Genomic DNA, 14,411 nt, shown 5'->3' on the forward strand with positions numbered 1-14,411 from the left:
CCGGCACCGGGCGGCGCCCCACCACCACGGGCCGCGGCTGATGCGGCAGCAGGGTGCCGTCGGCGGCGCGGGCGGTAAGCGACGGGTCGTCGGCCAGGGCGGTGCCGGTGCCCACCAGGATCGCGTCCGCGCGGGCGCGGCGCTCGTGCACGTCCCGCCGGGCGGCCGGGCCGGTGATCCACTGGCTGGTGCCGTCGGCGGCGGCGGCGCGGCCATCCAGGCTCGACGCCCACTTCACGGTCACGAACGGGCGGCCCAGGCGCGCAGAGACCAGCCAGTCGGCCAGGAAGGCCGCCACCTCGTCGGCGAGCAGGCCGCCGGTCACGTCGATGCCGGCCGCGCGCAGCCGGTCGCCGCCGCCCGACGAGTGCGGTCCGGGGTCGGCGACGGCGTAGACCACCCGGCCGATGCCGGCGTCGATGAGGGCCAGTGCGCACGGCCCGGTGCGACCGGTGTGGTTGCAGGGTTCGAGGGTGACCACGGCGGTGGCGCCGCGGGCATCGGCCGGGTCGAGCCGGGCGAGTGCATCCACCTCGGCGTGGCAGGTGCCTGCGCCGCGGTGCCAGCCCTCGGCGATGATCTCGCCGGCCGGGCTGAGGATCACGCAGCCGACCCGGGGGTTGACCCCCTCGGCCGGGCCGTTGCCGGCCAGCTGCAGGGCTCGGCGCATCGTGCGCTCGAGCGTGTGCTGCTGGTGCATTCCCTGTCCCGTCGTTTGGGCGCTCCGGGAGGGGATTTCGCGTACGCGAAAACCGTCGACGGTCCACAACGAACCATCGACTCGTGCGCCTCCCATCCGGACTTTAACCGTCGGTGCTGGAGTTTCACCAGCTCAACCGGGACCCGAAAAGCAGGTTCCAGCTCGCGGACTTTCACCGCCGGTTCGGATTCTCACCGACCCCGGAGCACGTATCTACTGTCAGTTATATCTCAACGCGTACCGGTCCGGCGTATTCCCGGCGTAACCCGGCGACCTCCGCCGCTGGGTCAGGCGTTGGCGACCAGGGCCCGGGCGGTGCTCTCGTCCACGAACAAATCGGTGATCAGGTCGGCTTTCAACGCGCCGCGGAGGCTGGCAAGCTTGGCCGTTCCCGACACGACGCAGAGCCGTCGTGGGGTCTGCCTGAGTACCGTGAAGTCCGGGCCGGTGCCTCGGGCGTTCAGCTGGATGCCGTCGGTGGACCCGTCGGCCCGGTAGAAGATGGTGGCCACATCGCCCACTACCTCCGAGCGGCTGAGCGAGGCGTAGTCCGCCTCCTCGAGGTAGCCGCCGGCGTAGACGTGGCTGGGTACCTCGGAGAACGGCGAGCCGAGGCCGAACAGGGCCACGTCCATCCGGGACTGCATCTCGAGCAGCCGGCTCACGCTGCGTTCGCGCCAGAGGGCCTGCTTGGTGGCCGGGTTGTCGAAGAACGCCGGCACCGGGAACTGGTGGACGTGTGCGCCGAACGCGTAGCCGAACCGGCCGAGGATCTCGCTGGCGTAGCTGAGGCCGGTGGTGCGCATATTGCCGGCGCCGTTGAGCTGGATGATCTGCGACCCGTGGGTCTGCTTGGGTGTCACGTGACGGCTGATGGCGTTCATCGTGGACCCCCAGGCGATGCCCATCACCATGTTCGAGTCGAAGAACTGACCGAGAATCCGTGCAACCGAGAGGGCCACCCGCTCCAATCTGTCCACATCCGTGGCGTGATCGGGCACCGGAACGACGTGCGCGGTGATGTGGAAGCGCTCCTGGATGAGCAGTTCGAGGCGGCTCGGTGCGTCCAGCGGGGAGCGGATCTGGATGTCGACGAGGCCGGTCGCGCGGGCGTGACTGAGCAGGCGGGACACCGAGGAGCGGGAGGTGTGCAGCTCGTGGGCGATGGCATCCATGGTCAGGTCCTGCATGTAATACAGGTGCGCGGCCGTGAGGGCATCCCGCACCCGATCGGACTGCGCTGACTCGTCGACGAGGCTCACAGCCCCTCCTTGCACGTTTGTTCACCCGGCTTGACCGGATGTGATTGATCTACTCAAGCTTGATTAATCCATATGGAGGGCCCCCGCGCAAACCCGGCTGGGCCGTCCGCACCAATTCAGCCGAACAGCACAGGGTCATCCATCGGCCGAAGAACGAACAAAGGTAGTGAACAGTGCAGTCCATCCCCGTTTCCTCGCCCGCTGATTCCGCCCGATCCGCACTGGCCGCGCGTCCGTCGGCGAAGGTCCTCATCATCGGGGCCGGTATCAACGGCATCGCCACGTTCCGCGACCTGGCGCTGCAGGGCGTCGACGTCACCATCGTCGACAAGGGCGACTTCGTGTCCGGCGCCTCCGCGGCGTCCTCGCACATGATCCACGGCGGCATCCGTTACCTGGAGAACGGCGAATTCAGGCTCGTGAAGGAGTCGGTCACCGAGCGCAACGGGCTGCTCAAGATCGCCCCGCATTACGTCAAGCCGCTGAAGACCACGGTGCCGATGTTCTCCGCCCTGTCCGGGGTGCTCGCCGCGCCGCTGCGCTTCCTCACCCACAAGCAGGGCAAGGCGCAGGAGCGCGGCGCGCTGCTGATCAAGGTCGGCCTGGTGCTCTATGACTCCTTCTCCCGCGACGGCGGCTCGGTGCCCAAGCACGAGTTCCACGGCCGCAAGAAGTCGCTCGAACGCCTGCCGCGCCTGAACCCCGGCCTCAAGTACACCGCCACCTACTACGACGCGTCGATGCACGACCCGGAACGCCTCGCCCTTGACGTGCTCCGCGACGGTCTCGACACCGGCGCGCACGCCCGCGCCGCCAACTACATCGAAGCTGTGGGCATGGATGCCGACGGCGTGCGCCTGCGCAACACCGTCACCGGCGAGGAATTCAGCTTCGCCGCCGACGTTGTCGTGAACACCTCCGGCCCGTGGACCGACCTGACCAACTCGGCGCTCGGCCAGGCCAGCACCTACATGGGCGGCACCAAGGGCTCGCACATCGTGCTCGACCACCCCGAACTGCTCGCCGCGACCGGCGGCGGGGAGATCTTCTTCGAGAACAACGACGGCCGCATCGTGCTGATCTACCCGCTCGCCGGCCGGGTGCTCATCGGCACCACCGACCTCGAGCACGACATGAGCCAGCCGATCCGCACCACCGAAGACGAGATCGACTACTTCTTCGACCTGGTCAAGCACGTCTTCCCCGACATCGTGGTGGACCGCTCGCACATCGTGTTCAGGTTCTCCGGGGTGCGTCCGCTGCCCCGGCACGACGACGAGGCGCCCGGCTTCGTGTCGCGGGACTACCGCATCGAGTCCAGCCCGTTGGGAGCGCGCCCCGGCACCCTGCTCAGCCTGGTCGGCGGCAAGTGGACCACCTTCCGCGCCCTGGCCGAACACCTCAGCGGCGACATCCTCACCCTGCTCGGCGTTCCGCGCACGGTGTCCACCGAGGGCCTCGCCATCGGCGGCGGCAAGGGTTACCCGGCCACCCCGGCCGCTCACACCGTCTGGCTCGCCGCCAACGGCGACGAGGTCGGCCGCCCCCGCGCCCAGGCCCTGCTCACCCGGTACGGCACCCGGGCCGGCGCGATCATCGACTTCCTGACCGAAGCCCCGGATGCGCCGCTCTCGCACAATCCGCTCTACACCCGCCGGGAGATCGAGTACCTGGCGCGCGAGGAGTCGGTCACCCACCTGATCGACCTGCTGCTGCGCCGCACCAGCCTTGCCTTCGTCGGCGGGCTCACCGTGGCGCTGCTCGACGAGCTGGTCGGGGTGCTCGCGCCCGTTCTGGGCTGGGATGCCGCCACCAGCGCCGACGAGGTGGCCCAGGCCAGCCGGGAGCTGCGTGAGGTGCACGGGGTCGACCTGGCCGCCACGGACGCGGTGAACGCTCTCTAGTTTTTCGAGGTGAGTTGCGGAGGACTTCTCCGCTCCTCACCGCTTGCTGCACGACGGTGTGCGCGGAACCTTCCGCGTGCGCTGAGAACACGAAAGGTCAATGTGGACAATCTCAGTGTGGTATTCCTCTCGGAGCTGGTGGGCACGGCCCTCCTGGTGCTCCTCGGCTGTGGCGTCGTCGCCAACGTCGCCCTCACGAAGACGAAGGGCTTCGGTGCCGGCTTTCTCATGGTCACCCTGGGGTGGGGCTTCGCGGTCTTCGCCGGTGTGATCGTCTCGTACAACTCCGGCGCGCACCTGAACCCGGCGGTGACGCTGGGCCTGGTGGCCTCTGACGCGACCGAGTTCGGCTCCGGTGTGCCGGTGAACGTGCTGTCGGTGCTCGTGTACATCGCCGCCCAGATGCTCGGTGCGGTGCTCGGCGCTGTCGTGGTCTGGTTGGCGTACAAGCAGCACTTCGATCAGGAGCCCGACCCGGCGAACAAGCTCGGCGTGTTCGCCACCGGGCCGGCCATCCGTTCGTATGGCTGGAACCTGGTCACCGAGATCATCGGCACCTTCGTGCTGGTGCTGGTGATCATCGGCTTCAGTGACGGACGCCAGGGCGAAAACGGTGGCATGGCGGCGCTCGGTGCCCTGCCGGTGGCGTTCCTGGTGATTGTGATCGGCACCTCGCTGGGCGGGCCGACCGGCTACGCCATCAACCCGGCCCGTGACCTCGGCCCCCGCATCGCACACGCGCTGCTGCCGATCCCGGGCAAGCGCGGCTCCGACTGGGCCTACTCCTGGGTTCCCGTGGCCGGCCCGGTCATCGGCGGAGTGCTCGCCGGCTGGGCCTCGCTGGTGCTGCTGCCCATCCTCACCTGATCCTCCGGCATCCCGCCAGACCCTTTCCATCTCTCATCCCATTCCAACCACGTCCCGACACAGGAGTTCCGACATGAGTGACAAGTACATCTTCGCCATCGACCAGGGCACCACGAGCACCCGCGCCATCATCTTCGACCACGCCGGCTCGATCATCTCCACCGGCCAGCTCGAGCACGAACAGATCTTTCCCCGCGCCGGCTGGGTCGAGCACGACCCGATGGAGATCTGGGGCAACACCCGCCAGGTCATCGGCCAGGCCCTGTCCAAGGCCAACCTCACCCGGCACGACATCGAGGCCGTCGGCATCACCAACCAGCGCGAGACCGCCGTGGTCTGGGACCGCACCACCGGCCTTCCGGTCTACAACGCCATCGTCTGGCAGGACACCCGCACCCAGCCCATCGTCGACCGTCTCGCCGCGGATGGTGGCGGTGACAGGTTCAAGGCCACCGTGGGCCTGCCGCTGGCGACCTACTTCTCCGGCACCAAGATCGTCTGGATCCTGGAGAACGTGGAGGGCGCCCGTGAGAAGGCCGAGCGCGGCGACCTGATGTTCGGCACCACCGACTCCTGGGTGCTCTGGAACCTCACCGGCGGCCTGGAGGGCGGCGTGCACGCCACCGACGTCACCAACGCCAGCCGCACCCTGTTCATGAACCTCGAGACCCTCGAATGGGACGACGAAATCCTGGCCGCTTTTGGCGTTCCGCGCTCGATGATGCCCGAGATCCGCTCCTCCAGCGAGGTCTACGGCACGGTCAACGAGCACAGCCTGCTGCGCGAGGTGCCCATCGCGGGCATCCTCGGTGACCAGCAGGCCGCCACGTTCGGCCAGGCCGCCTTCGACCAGGGTGAGGCGAAGAACACCTACGGCACCGGTAACTTCCTGATCTTCAACACCGGCACCGACATCATCCACTCCAAGAACGGCCTGCTCACCACCCTGGGCTACAAGCTCGGCGACGCCGAACCGCACTACGCGCTGGNGTCGCTCATCCAGTGGCTGCGCGACAACCTCGGGCTGATCAATTCGGCGAGCGAGATCGAGACCCTGGCCGCCACCGTGGACGACAACGGCGGCGCCTACTTCGTGCCGGCGTTCAGCGGCCTGTTCGCGCCGTACTGGCGCGCGGATGCCCGCGGCGCCCTGGTGGGACTGACCCGGTTCGTGAACAAGGGCCACATCGCCCGGGCGGCGCTGGAGGCCATCGCGTTCCAGACCCGTGAGGTCATCGACGCCGTCAACGCGGACTCCGGGGTGCCGCTGACCGAGCTCAAGGTCGACGGCGGCGCCACCGGCAACAACCTGCTGCTGCAGTTCCAGGCCGACATCCTCGGCGTGCCCGTGGTGCGCCCGGTCGTGGCCGAGACCACCGCGCTCGGCGCCGCGTACGCGGCCGGCCTGGCCGTGGGCTTCTGGAGCGGCCTGGGCGAACTGCGAGCCAACTGGCAGGAAGACGCCCGCTGGGAGCCCGACATGGAGGACGCCGAGCGCGAGCGCCTGCTGCGCAACTGGAAGAAGGCCGTCACCAAGACCCTCGACTGGGTCGACGAAGACGTCCTCTAGCCGACCGCCGCATCCGCCGCTCTTCCGAGCTGTGCGGGTGCGGCGCCGTTATGCGGGTGGCGCGCCACCCGCATAACGGCGCCTGCCCCGCATATCGCGGCGACCCGGCTAGCGCGGCGCGAGGAGCTGCGGCAGGGCGTCGAGGGTGGTGAGGCGGATGACGCCCAGCCGGCGGGCCTCGGCGAGGTCGTCCTCTGGCGGGGGAGGGCCGGCCGTGCCGACCCTGTCCAACCACACGCCGGTCAGCCCGGCGGCGGCGGCGCCGATGGCATCGGTGCGCAGCCGGTCGCCCACGTACACGGAAGCGTCAGGAGCGGCTCCGAACAGGGCGCAGGCGTGCAGGAAGATCTCCGGCCGGGGTTTGTTCAGGCCGAACTCGGCCGAGGCCACCACGTGCTCCACCCGGGCGTCCAGGCCCGTGTCGGCCAGCTTGACGCTCTGGTAGGCGAGCTCCCCGTTGGTGATCAGGCCGAAGCCCACCCCGGGGATGCGCCGGGCCAGCTCGTCCAGGCAGGGCAGCGCGTCCTCGTGCAACCGCCAGTGCGCCCGGTAGTGCACGAAGTAGTCCTCGAACCAGGCACCGGCCTCCGCGTCGGTCAGAGTCACGCCGTGTGCGGCCGCGAAGTCGCGGGCCCTGGCGCTCCGCTGCCCGGCGAAGTCCAGATCGCCGGCGAGGTAGGCGTGATAGTGCTGCTCCTCGAGCGCGTTCCAGAGCGCCACGACGGTGTGCGGGTCGGCGGTCGCGCCCCGGCCGCCCTGCCCGGCGATGTGCCCGAGGATGCCGTCGGCCACGGCCGCCCGGTGCGCGAACAGGGTGTCGTCCAGGTCGAACAGCACCAGGGCGGGCACTGTCACGGCAGTCTCACCGGCCACAGGCGGCCCAGAGCGGGCCCGGCGCCCGTCACGCGCCCACGACCTCGGCCGGCCAGCCCGCGGGCGGTGTGCGGTCGTCGGCGGCGCGAAGCGCACCCTTCCACGACGGCGGATGCGTCCCGTCGCGGTACGCGACTCCGGCGGGTCCCTGTCCGGTGTAGCGGAACCCGGCCTTCCGGGCGGTCCGGGCCGACGCGAGATTGCCGGCGACGCACTCCCAGTGCACGCTGTCGCAGAGGCCGGTGCTGAAGCCCCAGTCCAGCACCAACCGTTGGGCCTCCACCATCAGGCCCCGGCCACGGTGGGCGGCGCCCACCCAGAAGCCGATCGAACCGGCACGCGCCGCCGCATCCCCGGCCGGCACGCTCAGGCTGATCACGCCGAGAAGCTCCGGTGCCGCAGAATCGCGCACCGCCCAGGTGCATTCCTGGTCGTTCGCCCAGGCCGACGGCACGTACCCGGTGATGAAACCCGTCGCGTCCTCGAGCCGGTACGGCCAGGGCAGGCGGGCCAGATACTGCGGCATCACCGGGTCCTGGCAGTACTCGAACACCCGCTGGGCGTCGTCCGGGCGCGGTTGGTCCAGCCGCAGCAACGGCGAGGACAGCTCGACGGGGTGCATCAGCGCCGCGCCAGGAAACCCATCCGGTCGAACGCGGTCGCCAGGGTGACATCGGCTACCGCGGCAGCCCGGTCGGCGTTGTCGGCGAGGATCCGGTCGAGTTCGGCCGGGTCGTCGAGCAGCTCGAGCACCCGCCCCCGAATCCCTCCGAAGGTCTCGGTGACCACCTCGGCCAGGCCCTTCTTGAAGTCGCCGTAACCGCGACCCGCATACTCGTCCTCGAGCGACTGGATGGAGCGCTCCGCCATCACGGAGTAGATCGTGAGCAGGTTGGCCACCCCGGGCTTGTTCTCCCGGTCGAAAACCACACCACCCTCGGCGTCGGTCACGGCACGCATGATTTTCTTGGCCGTCACCGACGGCTCGTCGAGCATCCAGATCACGCCGGCGTGCGACTCGGCTGACTTCGACATCTTCGCGGTCGGGTTCTGCAGGTCGTAGATCTTCGCGGTGTCGCGGATGATGCTGGCCGTCGGCACCGTGAAGGTGTCGCCGAAGCGGGAGTTGAACCGGGCGGCCAGGTCGCGGGTGAGCTCGACGTGCTGGCGCTGGTCCTCACCCACCGGCACGATCTCGGTCTGGAACAGCAGGATGTCCGCGGCCATCAGCACCGGGTAGGCGAACAGGCCCACCGTGGTGGCGTCGGCGCCCTGCTTGATCGACTTGTCCTTGAACTGGGTCATCCGGCTGGCCTCGCCGAAGCCGGTGAGGGTGTTCAGCGCCCAGGCCAGCTGCGCGTGCGCGGCCACGTGCGACTGCACGTACAGCGTCGACGCGGACGGGTCGATTCCCGCCGCGATGTACTGCGCGGCCGTGGCGCGGGTGTTCTCCCTCAGCTTGGCCGGGTCCTGCGCCACGGTGATGGCGTGCAGGTCCACGATCGAGAAGAACGCGTCGTGGGTCTGCTGCAACTTCTTCCAGTTCAGCAGCGCACCGATGTAGTTGCCGATCTGCAGCGAGTCTGCGGAGGGCTGCATGCCGGAGTAGAGGCGGGTCTTGGTCATGAGGGAGTGTCTTTCGTCAAAAATGAGGCCGCGCGAGCGGCGAAAAAGAGGATCAGATGGCGTAGTCGACGACCACGGGAGCGTGGTCGGACCAGCGCTGGTCGTAGGCATCCGCCCGGTCGACGGTGTAGTTGACGACGGATGCCGCCAGCGCGGGCGTCGCGAGCTGGTAGTCGATGCGCCAGCCGGTGTCGTTGTCGAACGCCTGGCCGCGCCAGGACCACCAGGTGAACGGCCCGTCCATCTCGCCGGCGGCCTTGCGGCCCACGTCGACCCAGCCCAGGCCCGCGCCGTTGTTGTAGTCGGCCTCGTCCTCGGCGCCGAGGATGCGGTCGAAGTAGGCGCGCTCCTCGGGCAGGAAGCCGGCCCGCTTGACGTTGCCCTTCCAGTTCTTGATGTCGAACTTGCGGTGCCCCACGTTGAGGTCGCCGAGCACGACGACCCTCTCGCTGTGCGCGGCCAGTTCGGGCAGCCGGGTGAGCATGGAGTCGAGGAAGGTGAACTTCTCCACCTGCTTGGGGGTGTCCACCTCTCCGGAGTGCACGTAGGTGCTCACCACGGTGACGATGGTGCCGTTGACCTCGTAATCGGCCTCGAGCCAGCGGCCGGCGCTGTCGAAGTCGGGGTGGCCCAGTTCGACCCGGTGGATCGAGGCGGTCTTTCGGCTGGCGATGGCCACGCCGGCGCGGCCCTTGGCGGTGGCGGGGTCGTGCAGGATGTTCCAGTCCGGGCCGAGCAGACCCTCGATGTCTTCGGTCGAGGCGCGCACCTCCTGGATAGCGAGGATGTCGACGTCGCGGGTGGCGAGCCAGTCGCCCATGCCCTTGCGGAACGCGGCACGGATGCCGTTGGTGTTGATGCTGGCGATGCGCAAGGGGCGGGTGGTCTCGGATGCGGGAGAAGACGGCATGCGCCGATTCTACCGAGTGCCGCCGACCCGGGCCGGGGCGGTTACCGTTCCGCGGGCTCGCTGACGCCGTATTTCTCGGCCCGCTGCTTGGCCTTTCGCAGCCGTCGGTTGCTGCCGGGCCGCTGCAACCAGGATGCGCTCTCCCGCGCCAGCCTGGCCTGCCGCAGCTCCACGGTGGCAGCAAGACGCAGCGCCTCCGCTTCCTTCTGGTCGGTCAGCTTCTTGGCCTCGTCGGCGCTCAGAGTGGAGGGCGGGATGCCGGCGTCCTGCATGCCGACGGCGATCCAGGCCGCGGAGATCAGGGTGACCGTGGAGGTGAGGTTGAACCAGATCAGCAGACCGATGATCACCGCGAAGCCGGCCAGCAGCGGGTTTCGGGCCGCGCCGCCGAGCAGGGCGGCGCCGAGTACCTTGAGCACACCCAGCACCACCGCGCCGAGCAGCGAGCCGACGAGCAGGTTCCGGAGCGGGATGCGCACCCTGGAGAGCACCCTGAACAGGGCGGCGAGGGTGATGGTGTCGATGATCAGCACGATCAGCAGGGCCACGGCCTGGCTCGACGCGACGAACCAGAACGAGTCAGTGCCCTGGCCGAGCAGGCCGAGGAACCCGCGGAGCAGTTCGGTGCTGATGATAGAGATCACGGCCGACACGACGAGGGCGAGGCCGAAGGCCAGTCCGAGGCCGAGTTCGCGCAACTTGACCAGCACGAAGAAGGTGGTCTCCTGGCCCATCCCGAAGATGCCGCGCACGGCCTGGGAGGTGGTGCTCAACCAGCCCAGGGTCGTCGCGAGCAGGCCGATGAGGGCGATGGCACTGCTCCAGGTGAGCGCGCCGGTGTCGCCGAGGGACTTGGGGTCAATCACCCCTTCCTTGCCGATCAGGCCGGGAACGGACTGGTTGATGATCACGAACAGCTGATCCATCAGGTCGGGGTTGCTGGCCAGCCAGATCCCGGCGACGGAGAAGACCAGCCAGAGCGCGGCGAAGATCGCGAAGATCGCCTGGTAGGCCATGCCAGCGGCCAACACCGGCCCGCGGCTCTGGTTGAAATGGGTGAACACCCGCACGGGGCGGGTGTTCATGATGCGCGTGACGATGTCGCCGATCTTCATCGCTCCAGCCTAGCCAGCGCGCGCGGCCGCCCAGGGCGGTTAACGACGGACGGCGGCCCGTAGGCCGCCGTTCGTTAGGAGTCCGTAAGAGTTACGGCTTGCCGCGCATGATGGCCTGTTTGACCTCGGCGATGGCCTGGGTCACCTGGATGCCGCGCGGGCAGGCCTCGGTGCAGTTGAAGGTCGTGCGGCAACGCCAGACGCCTTCCCTGTCGTTGAGGATGTCCAGGCGCACGGCGGCGTTCTCGTCGCGGGAGTCGAAGATGAATCTGTGTGCGTTCACGATCGCGGCGGGCCCGAAGTACTGTCCGTCGGTCCAGAACACCGGGCAGCTCGACGTGCACGCGGCACAGAGGATGCACTTGGTGGTGTCGTCGAAGCGCTCGCGCTGAGCGACGGTCTGGATGCGCTCCTTGCCGTCCTTGGGCGTGTTCTGTGCCATCAGGAACGGCTGCACCTCGCGGAAGGACGCGAAGAACGGCTCCATGTCCACGATCAGGTCCTTCTCCAGCGGCAGGCCCTTGATGGCCTCGACCGTCACCGGCTTGGTGATGTCGAGGTCCTTGATCAGGGTCTTGCAGGCCAAACGGTTCCGCCCGTTGATCCGCATCGCGTCGGACCCGCAGATGCCGTGCGCGCAGGACCTGCGGAAGCTCAAGCTACCGTCCTGTTCCCACTTGATCTTGTGCAGGGCGTCCAGGATGCGGTCCGTCGCGTACATCTCGACGTCGTAGTTCTCCCAGTGCGGGTCTTCGTCGATTTCGGGGTTGAAGCGTCGCACCGACAGGGTGACCGTGAACGAGGCGATCTCGTCGGGAACCGCGGGGGGCGATTCGAGGGTGGGGGTGCTCACTAGTACTTCCTCTCCATCGGCTGGTAGCGCGTAATGGTCACGGGCTTCCAGTCGAGCGAAATATGGTCGGCAGCATCCGCGGACAGGGCGTCACCCGACAGGTAGGCCATGGTGTGCTGCAGGTAATTGACGTCGTCGCGCAGGGGGAAGTCGTCGCGCATGTGGCCGCCGCGGCTCTCCTTGCGGTTGCGGGCGGAGTACACGACGACCTCGGCCAGGTCGAGCAGGAAGCCCAGCTCCACGGCCTCGAGCAGGTCGGTGTTGAACCGGCGGCCCTTGTCCTGCACGCCGATGTTCTTGTAGCGCTCGCGCAGGGTGTGGATGGTCTCGGTGACCTCACGGAGGGACTCGTCGGTGCGGAACACCTGCGCCTTCTCGTCCATGATCTCCTGCAGCTCCCGACGGAGCACGGCGATGCGCTCGGTGCCGGTGGAGGTGCGGATGGTGGTCAGGAGTTCGCGCACGAACTTGGCTGGGTCCTCGGGCAGCGGCACGAACTCGGCGGTCTTGACGTACTCGACTGCGTTGTTGCCGGCGCGCTTGCCGAACACGTTGATGTCCAACAGCGAGTTGGTGCCGAGCCGGTTGGAGCCGTGCACCGAGACGCAGGCGCATTCGCCGGCGGCGTAGAGGCCGGGCACCACGGTGGTGTTGTCCCGCAGCACCTCCGCCTTGACGTTGGTGGGGATGCCGCCCATGGCGTAGTGCGCGGTGGGCATCACCGGCACCGGTTCGGTGACGGGGTCCACGCCGAGGTAGGTGCGGGCGAACTCGGTGATGTCGGGCAGCTTGGTCTCGAGCACCTCGGCACCCAGGTGGGTGCAGTCCAGGTACACGTAGTCCTTGTTGGGGCCGGCGCCGCGGCCCTCCGCGACCTCCTTGACCATGCAGCGGGCCACGATGTCACGCGGGGCGAGGTCCTTGATGGTGGGCGCGTAGCGCTCCATGAACCGCTCGCCGGAGGCGTTCCGCAGGATCGCGCCCTCACCGCGGGCACCCTCGGTGAGCAGGATGCCCAGGCCGGCCAGGCCGGTCGGGTGGAACTGGAAGAACTCCATGTCCTCCAGCGGCAGGCCCTTGCGCCAGATGATGCCCACACCGTCGCCGGTGAGGGTGTGCGCGTTGGACGTCGTCTTGTAGATCTTGCCGAAACCGCCGGTGGCGAAGATGAACGCCTTGCCGGAGAAGACGTGCAGCTCACCGGTGGACAGGTCGTAGGCGACCACGCCGGACGGCTGGTCGACGCCGTCGACGTTGGTCATGATCAGGTCGAGCACGTAGAACTCGTTGAAGAAGTTGATGCCGCGTTTGACGCAGTTCTGGTACAGGGTCTGCAGGATCATGTGGCCGGTGCGGTCGGCGGCGTAGCAGGCGCGGCGCACCGGGCTCTTACCGTGGTCGCGGGTGTGACCGCCGAAGCGGCGCTGGTCGATCTTTCCCTCAGGGGTGCGGTTGAACGGCAGGCCCATGTTCTCGAGGTCGATGACGGCGTCGATGGCTTCCCTGGCGAGGATCTCCGCGGCGTCCTGGTCGACGAGGTAGTCGCCGCCCTTGACGGTGTCGAAGGTGTGCCACTCCCAGTTGTCTTCCTCCACGTTCGCCAGCGCGGCAGCCATGCCGCCCTGCGCCGCGCCGGTGTGCGACCGGGTGGGGTAGAGCTTGGAGATCACGGCGGTGGATGCGTTCGGTCCGGCCTCGATGGCGGCTCGCATGCCCGCCCCGCCAGCCCCGATGATCACGATGTCGAACTGGTGGTAGTGCACCCCGTCGACGATGGTGGACTCGGGCATGTTGGTCACAGGTGCATCCGTCATGAAAGTTTTTGCAGCTCCTCGAGGGCCTAAACGGCCTGGCAGAAAGTGGGCAGAAGGTCGGCGGGCTGGCCGGCCGGGCAGGCGTCGAAGGTGAACACCACGAGCGTGCCGAGAACGATCAGGATGACCACGGCGGCGAGGATCGACGATTTGAGGATGCCGCGGCTGATGCGCGTCGTGGCGTAGTCGTTCACGAGGGTGCGCATGCCGTTGCCGCCGTGGATCAGGGCGAGCCAGAGCATCGCCACGTCCCACCACTGCCAGAACGGGTTGGACAGCTTGCCGGCGACGAAGGCAAAGTTCAGCGCGCTGACGCCCTCGCCCACCATCAGGTTCACGAAAAGGTGGCCGAAGATCAGCACGATCAGCACGACGCCGGAGACGCGCATGTAGATCCAGCCCCACTTCTCCCAGTTCACGCCGTTCTTGCGGGGGCTGCGGGAGTATGGGCTGCGGGGGGCGACGATTGTCGAGGTCATTTTCGGTCGCCTCCTAGTGGCTGAACACGTTGATCAGGTGGCGGGGCAGGAAGGCGATCATGGTGATCACCCAGAGCCCGATCACGACGTAGAAGAGCACCCGCTGGTGCTTCGCGTTCCAGAAGTCGATGGCGATGATGCGCAGGCCGTTGAAGGCGTGGAACACGATCGCGGCGACCAGGCCGGCTTCGCCCAGCCCCATGATGGGGGTCTGGTACTGGCTGATCACGGCGTTGTACGCCTCGGGGCTGACCCGCACGAGGGCGGTGTCGAGGATGTGCACGAGGAGGAAGAAGAAGATCGCCACCCCGGTGATCCGGTGCAGGACCCAGGACCACATGCCCTCACGGCCGCGGTAAAGCGTTCCGGCCGGACGACGCGAGGTCGTCTTCCGCTGAGCTGTCAGGGCCTCTGCCGAATTCTGTGGCATGACCAACC

The 14,411-nt window shown here is 68.2% G+C and carries 14 protein-coding genes and 1 riboswitch; of the genes, 3 read left to right on the forward strand and 11 right to left on the reverse strand.

What is annotated here, in order from left to right; genetic code table 11:
• The coding region (gene ribD / locus E3T19_RS15525; protein WP_241980298.1) for a bifunctional diaminohydroxyphosphoribosylaminopyrimidine deaminase/5-amino-6-(5-phosphoribosylamino)uracil reductase RibD at positions 1-700 on the reverse strand (700 nt) is incomplete at its 3' end.
• An 80-nt stretch (positions 701-780) separates the two neighbouring features.
• A riboswitch (FMN riboswitch) is annotated at positions 781-912 on the reverse strand.
• Positions 913-987: 75 nt separating this feature from the next.
• A complete protein-coding gene (locus E3T19_RS15530; RefSeq protein ID WP_088457859.1) occupies positions 988-1,890 on the reverse strand; it encodes a sugar-binding transcriptional regulator in 903 nt (300 codons plus the stop codon).
• 254 nt (positions 1,891-2,144) lie between these two features.
• Between E3T19_RS15530 and E3T19_RS15535 the strand changes: the two genes are divergently transcribed.
• The 3 genes from E3T19_RS15535 (at position 2,145) to glpK (ending at position 6,303) form a co-directional block, all read left to right on the forward strand.
• Positions 2,145-3,866 carry a glycerol-3-phosphate dehydrogenase/oxidase gene (locus tag E3T19_RS15535; protein WP_134409313.1) on the forward strand — a complete coding sequence of 574 codons (1,722 nt, stop codon included), beginning with the start codon at positions 2,145-2,147 and terminating at the stop codon, positions 3,864-3,866.
• A gap of 117 nt (positions 3,867-3,983) precedes the next feature.
• On the forward strand, positions 3,984-4,733 hold the full coding sequence (locus E3T19_RS15540) for an MIP/aquaporin family protein (protein ID WP_241980299.1): 750 nt from the start codon (positions 3,984-3,986) through the stop codon (positions 4,731-4,733).
• Between the two features lie 73 nt (positions 4,734-4,806).
• Positions 4,807-6,303, forward strand: coding sequence for a glycerol kinase GlpK (gene glpK, locus E3T19_RS15545; protein WP_134409307.1), 1,497 nt, complete (start codon positions 4,807-4,809; stop codon positions 6,301-6,303).
• Between the two features lie 108 nt (positions 6,304-6,411).
• On the opposite strand, the gene E3T19_RS15550 is transcribed toward glpK, so the two are convergent.
• The 9 genes from E3T19_RS15550 to sdhC all read right to left on the reverse strand — a co-directional run bounded on the left by E3T19_RS15550 (position 6,412) and on the right by sdhC (position 14,403).
• Positions 6,412-7,158, reverse strand: coding sequence for an HAD family hydrolase (locus E3T19_RS15550; protein WP_134409308.1), 747 nt, complete (start codon positions 7,156-7,158; stop codon positions 6,412-6,414).
• Positions 7,159-7,204: 46 nt separating this feature from the next.
• The gene (locus E3T19_RS15555) at positions 7,205-7,798 is read right to left on the reverse strand and encodes a GNAT family N-acetyltransferase (RefSeq protein WP_088455237.1); all 594 of its coding nucleotides are present in this window, start codon (positions 7,796-7,798) and stop codon (positions 7,205-7,207) included.
• Positions 7,798-8,802 carry a tryptophan--tRNA ligase gene (gene trpS, locus E3T19_RS15560; RefSeq protein WP_134409309.1) on the reverse strand — a complete coding sequence of 335 codons (1,005 nt, stop codon included), beginning with the start codon at positions 8,800-8,802 and terminating at the stop codon, positions 7,798-7,800. Before trpS ends, E3T19_RS15555 begins: the two co-directional genes overlap by 1 nt.
• A 52-nt stretch (positions 8,803-8,854) precedes the next feature.
• The gene (locus E3T19_RS15565; protein ID WP_088455239.1) at positions 8,855-9,712 is read right to left on the reverse strand and encodes an exodeoxyribonuclease III; all 858 of its coding nucleotides are present in this window, start codon (positions 9,710-9,712) and stop codon (positions 8,855-8,857) included.
• Positions 9,713-9,753: 41 nt separating this feature from the next.
• Positions 9,754-10,827 (reverse strand): YihY/virulence factor BrkB family protein, encoded by a 1,074-nt coding sequence (locus E3T19_RS15570; RefSeq protein WP_088455240.1) that lies wholly within the window; start codon positions 10,825-10,827, stop codon positions 9,754-9,756.
• Positions 10,828-10,918: 91 nt separating this feature from the next.
• Positions 10,919-11,680 (reverse strand): succinate dehydrogenase iron-sulfur subunit, encoded by a 762-nt coding sequence (locus E3T19_RS15575; RefSeq protein ID WP_088455241.1) that lies wholly within the window; start codon positions 11,678-11,680, stop codon positions 10,919-10,921.
• Positions 11,680-13,494 carry a succinate dehydrogenase flavoprotein subunit gene (gene sdhA / locus E3T19_RS15580; RefSeq protein ID WP_240632369.1) on the reverse strand — a complete coding sequence of 605 codons (1,815 nt, stop codon included), beginning with the start codon at positions 13,492-13,494 and terminating at the stop codon, positions 11,680-11,682. The genes E3T19_RS15575 and sdhA overlap by 1 nt, the downstream gene beginning before the upstream one ends.
• Before the next feature lie 26 nt (positions 13,495-13,520).
• A complete protein-coding gene (locus E3T19_RS15585; RefSeq protein WP_088455242.1) occupies positions 13,521-13,973 on the reverse strand; it encodes a succinate dehydrogenase hydrophobic membrane anchor subunit in 453 nt (150 codons plus the stop codon).
• A 13-nt stretch (positions 13,974-13,986) separates the two neighbouring features.
• Positions 13,987-14,403, reverse strand: a complete 417-nt coding sequence (gene sdhC / locus E3T19_RS15590) for a succinate dehydrogenase, cytochrome b556 subunit (RefSeq protein WP_088455243.1) — start codon at positions 14,401-14,403, stop codon at positions 13,987-13,989.
• Between the last annotated feature and the right edge of the window lie 8 nt (positions 14,404-14,411).

Source organism: Cryobacterium sp. TMT4-31, assembly GCF_004403385.1.
Lineage (GTDB): Bacteria > Actinomycetota > Actinomycetes > Actinomycetales > Microbacteriaceae > Cryobacterium > Cryobacterium zongtaii.